A 3,039-nucleotide genomic window follows, 5' to 3' on the forward strand; every position below is an offset into this window, starting at 1 on the left:
CGTGGCCCTGGGCGTGTTCTTCCTGGTCTACGTCCTGTACCTGCACAGTTCGGTGCTGCTCGATGCCAAGCGCCACAACAGGGAAATGCAGGTGCAGCGCGACCTGGCCGACAAGGCCGAGGCCTCGCGCTTCACCGAGCTGCGCAATTTCCTCGAAGCGCAGGAAACCAAGCACATGGCGCAGAACGCCGATCGGCATGCCGCGCTGCTGACGCGGCTGGGGCAGCTCGAGAGCGTGATCCGCCAGCGCTCGGAGCAGTCCGACAACACCGTGGCCGCGCACATCGGCCAGCTCGAAGACCGCATCGAGCGCAAGCCGCTGCCCACGGACATCGATCCGCGGATCTGACGAGCCGCCGCGTCAGCGCGCCAGCAGCACCCAGGCCGCGAGCTTCTTGGCGTCGGCTTCGCTCACCTGGGTGTTGGCCGGCATCGCCAACGGCCCCCACACGCCCGAGCCGCCCTTGATGATCTTTGCCGCCAGCATGTCGACGGCACCGGCGTTGCCCTTGTACTTGGCGGCCACGTCCTTGAAGGCGGGGCCGAGCACCTTGCGGTCCACCGCGTGGCAGCTCATGCAGTTCTTCGACGTCGCCAGTGCCAGGTCGGCAAAGGCGGGCGCCGCCAGGCCGAGGCCGAGAACCGCGAGTGACAGGAGTCTTTTCATGGGGCTTTGTTCGTAATGGCTGGGTTACATTCGATGCAACGCGATTGTAGGTAGCGCCGTGGACCGGCGTCCGGAAGCGTTGCCAACAAAAACCCGGAGGGATTCGCGATGCTTTTTCTGCTGTTGGGCCTGCTCGGCGTGGGCCTCAAGTATTTCGAGGTGGGCATGGTGGCCGGCTGGAGCTGGTGGATCGTGCTGTCGCCCTTTGCCATGGCCGTGGCGTGGTGGGCATGGGCCGACTCGTCGGGCTACACCAAGCGCAAGGTCGTCGAGCGCGAAGAGGCGCGCAAGCAGGCACGCATCGACCGCCAGCGCAGCAACATGGGCCTGCCCGGCAGCAAGGGCCAGCGCCCCAAGCGCTGACCCGGCAGGCGCTGGCCGGCCTCAGAACTTGTCGAGCACCGCGCCCGAGCTGGCGCTCGAGGCATTGAACGCGAACTTGGCCTGCACGCCGCGCGTGTAGCGCGGCGCCGGCGGCTTCCAGCCTTCGCGGCGCTTGGACAGCTCGGCTTCGGGCACGTTGAGTTCGAGCACCAGCTTGTGCGCATCGATGGTGATCGAGTCGCCCTCGTTCACGAAGGCGATGGTGCCGCCCGCGGCTGCTTCAGGCGCGACGTGGCCCACCACCATGCCCCAGGTGCCGCCCGAGAAGCGGCCGTCGGTGATCAGGCCCACGCTTTCGCCGAGGCCCGCGCCGATCAGCGCGCCCGTGGGTGCCAGCATCTCGGGCATGCCCGGGCCGCCCTTGGGGCCGAGGTAGCGCAGCACCATCACGTCGCCGGCCTTGATCTTGCCGTCCAGGATGGCCTTGAGCGCCGACTGCTCGTCGTCGAACACGCGCGCCGGGCCGGTGATGACCGGGTTCTTGAGGCCGGTGATCTTGGCGACCGCGCCTTCGGGCGACAGGTTGCCCTTGAGGATGGCCAGGTGGCCTTCTTCGTACATCGGCTTGTCGATCGGGCGGATCACGTCCTGGTCGGCGCGCGGCACGTCGGGCACGTCCTTCAGCACTTCGGCGATTGTCTGGCCGGTGATGGTGATGCAGTCGCCGTGCAGCAGGCCCGCGTTCAGCAGCACCTTCATGACCTGCGGGATGCCGCCGGCCTGGTGCAGGTCGACCGCGAGGTACTTGCCCGAGGGCTTCAGGTCGCACAGCACCGGCACCTTCTTGCGCATGCGCTCGAAGTCGTCGATGGACCACTCGACGCCGGCCGCATGCGCAATGGCCAGGAAGTGCAGCACCGCGTTGGTGGAGCCGCCGGTGGCCATGATCACCGCCACCGCGTTCTCGATGGCCTTCTTGGTGACGATGTCGCGCGGCTTGATGTCTTTCTTGATGGCCTCGATCAGCACCTTGGCCGATTCCTTGGCCGAATTGGCCTTCTCGTCGTGCGGGTTGGCCATGGTGGACGAGTAGGGCAGCGAGATGCCCAGCGCCTCGAATGCGCTGGACATGGTGTTGGYGGTGTACATGCCGCCGCAGGAGCCGGTGCCGGGAATGGCGCGCTTCTCGATCTCGTGCAGGTCCTCGTCGCTCATGTTGCCGGCGGCGTTCTGGCCCACGGCCTCGAACACGCTCACGATGTTGAGGTCCTGTCCCTTGTAGCGGCCCGGCAGGATGGTGCCGCCGTAGACATAGATGRCCGGCACGTTGGCGCGCAGCATGCCCATGAGGCCGCCCGGCATGTTCTTGTCGCAGCCACCGACCACCAGCACGCCGTCCATCCACTGGCCGCCCACGCAGGTCTCGATGCAGTCGGAGATGACCTCGCGGCTCACCAGCGAGTACTTCATGCCTTCGGTGCCCATGGCCATGCCGTCGGAGATGGTGGGGGTGCCGAACACCTGCGCGTTGCCGCCGGCTTCCTCGATGCCCGCGATGGCCGCGTCGGCCAGCTTCTGCAGGCCCGAGTTGCACGGCGTGATGGTGCTGTGGCCATTGGCGACGCCGACCATCGGCTTCTTGAAGTCGGCCTCTTCGTAGCCCATGGCATAGAACATCGAGCGGTTGGGCGCGCGGCTCTTGCCTTCGACGATGTTGGCGCTGCGGCGGTTGATCTGGATTGGCTTGGTGTCCATGGTGTCTCTTGTGTCGTGGGGAGATCGAGGGGAATTCCAAGTATCGGACTTCTCATTGATTCATTCCAATCCATTCTTGTGCGCCGATTGATATGCTTGGCATATGAAAGATGCCTTGATCGACCTGCGCGCCTGGCGCCAGTTCGTGGCCGTGGCCGAGGAGCTGCACTTCGGCCGCGCCGCGCTGCGGCTGCACATGACCCAGCCGCCGGTCACGCAGGCCATTGCCCAGCTTGAAAAGACACTGGGTGTCGTGCTGTTCGACCGCACGCGCCGGCGCGTGGCGCTCACGC

5 protein-coding genes are annotated in these 3,039 nt (G+C 66.3%); 3 read left to right on the forward strand and 2 right to left on the reverse strand.

Annotated elements, in window-relative coordinates:
- On the forward strand, window positions 1–349 hold a 349-nt coding region (locus AC1DOC_RS26690; RefSeq protein ID WP_478130830.1), incomplete at its 5' end, for a LapA family protein.
- A 12-nt stretch (window positions 350–361) separates the two neighbouring features.
- Here the strand turns inward: AC1DOC_RS26690 and AC1DOC_RS26695 are convergent.
- Entirely contained in the window at window positions 362–667 is a 306-nt protein-coding gene (locus AC1DOC_RS26695; RefSeq protein ID WP_018905076.1) for a c-type cytochrome, read from the reverse strand.
- A gap of 108 nt (window positions 668–775) precedes the next feature.
- Between AC1DOC_RS26695 and AC1DOC_RS26700 the strand changes: the two genes are divergently transcribed.
- The gene (locus AC1DOC_RS26700) at window positions 776–1,030 is read left to right on the forward strand and encodes a TIGR04438 family Trp-rich protein (protein ID WP_012747638.1); all 255 of its coding nucleotides are present in this window, start codon (window positions 776–778) and stop codon (window positions 1,028–1,030) included.
- A 21-nt stretch (window positions 1,031–1,051) separates the two neighbouring features.
- Here the strand turns inward: AC1DOC_RS26700 and ilvD are convergent, their stop codons facing one another.
- Window positions 1,052–2,746 carry a dihydroxy-acid dehydratase gene (gene ilvD, locus AC1DOC_RS26705; protein WP_478130831.1) on the reverse strand — a complete coding sequence of 565 codons (1,695 nt, stop codon included), beginning with the start codon at window positions 2,744–2,746 and terminating at the stop codon, window positions 1,052–1,054.
- 103 nt (window positions 2,747–2,849) lie between these two features.
- Between ilvD and AC1DOC_RS26710 the strand changes: the two genes are divergently transcribed.
- On the forward strand, window positions 2,850–3,039 hold a 190-nt coding region (locus AC1DOC_RS26710), incomplete at its 3' end, for a LysR family transcriptional regulator (protein WP_478130832.1).

The sequence above is a fragment of the Variovorax sp. 01T439_2 genome (assembly GCF_056398445.1).

Excerpts from the sequence above, each read along its gene's own strand:
- AC1DOC_RS26700 (WP_012747638.1), top strand. The coding sequence starts at position 776 with ATGCTTTTTCTGCTGTTGGGCCTGCTCGGCGTGGGCCTCAAGTATTTC.
- AC1DOC_RS26695 (WP_018905076.1), bottom strand. The coding sequence starts at position 667 with ATGAAAAGACTCCTGTCACTCGCGGTTCTCGGCCTCGGCCTGGCGGCG.